Origin of the sequence: Mesorhizobium sp. M7D.F.Ca.US.004.01.2.1 (assembly GCF_003997785.1) — a bacterium.
Lineage (GTDB): Bacteria > Pseudomonadota > Alphaproteobacteria > Rhizobiales > Rhizobiaceae > Mesorhizobium > Mesorhizobium loti.
The window spans coordinates 12,593-13,357 of record NZ_RZRQ01000161.1 but is presented as its reverse complement, the minus strand read 5'-3'; the positions used below and the strand labels follow the sequence as shown (position 1 = coordinate 13,357).

General features: G+C 62.6%; 1 protein-coding gene. It reads right to left on the bottom strand.

What is annotated here, in order from left to right; translation table 11 throughout:
- Positions 1-519: NADH-ubiquinone dehydrogenase (locus tag EN993_RS20915; protein WP_127264689.1), on the bottom strand; the 519-nt coding region annotated here is incomplete at its 3' end.
- Between the last annotated feature and the right edge of the window lie 246 nt (positions 520-765).

Here is a 765-nt window from a genome sequence, read left to right as displayed (position 1 = left end):
CGATATAGCCTTGAGATCCGCCGGCTCGGCGGGCTTTTCCATAGCCTCTGGCTGCCTGAAATCCTCGGGCATCAGCACATGGCCGGAGTCGCCCGTTGCCGGAACGGCATTTGCGGCCGGCACGGCAGTAGCGGCTTCCTTGGCGGCAATATCGGTGACTTCCTGGGCGAAGGACTGCGCCTCGGCAATCATGGTTTTCGCCGTCGCCCGCGCCTTGGTGGAGGAAGAATTCGGGTCGTCGAACTGCGCGACGCGCGCCTCGAAATCATCGACGATCGGCTGCAACAGCCGTTGCGAAGCTTCGGCCGCTCCCGAAAGCGCGCCCAGCCAGACGCCGAAAGCGTGGTTGGCGAGCCCAAGGCCAAGCGCCGACATCGCCGCCGCACCCGCCACAGGATGCACGAGAAGGTTGACGGCGCTGGCCATCTCCTTCGGCATCATCCTGGTCAAGTCCTGGTTCATCTTCTCGATCTGGTCCAAATTGGGCATCAGCGGGTTGGGTGTCGAATACGGCGCCATAGAGTTCTCCTGGTCGTTTTTTCGTTCGCCCGCCCCGGTTGTCTCAAATCGGGCCCTTGCCCGTATTTCAAATCGGGCACTTGCCCGTATTTCGCTTCGGGTTTTCGCCCGCATTCAGAAATTCTTCTATTCCGCCGCCACCATCACCGGCTCGGCTCGGTGCGCATTGCGCGAAAACTCGTCGATGCGCCGCTCCACCTCGCCGCGGAAATGCCGCATCAGGCCCTGGATCGGCCAAGCCGCCGC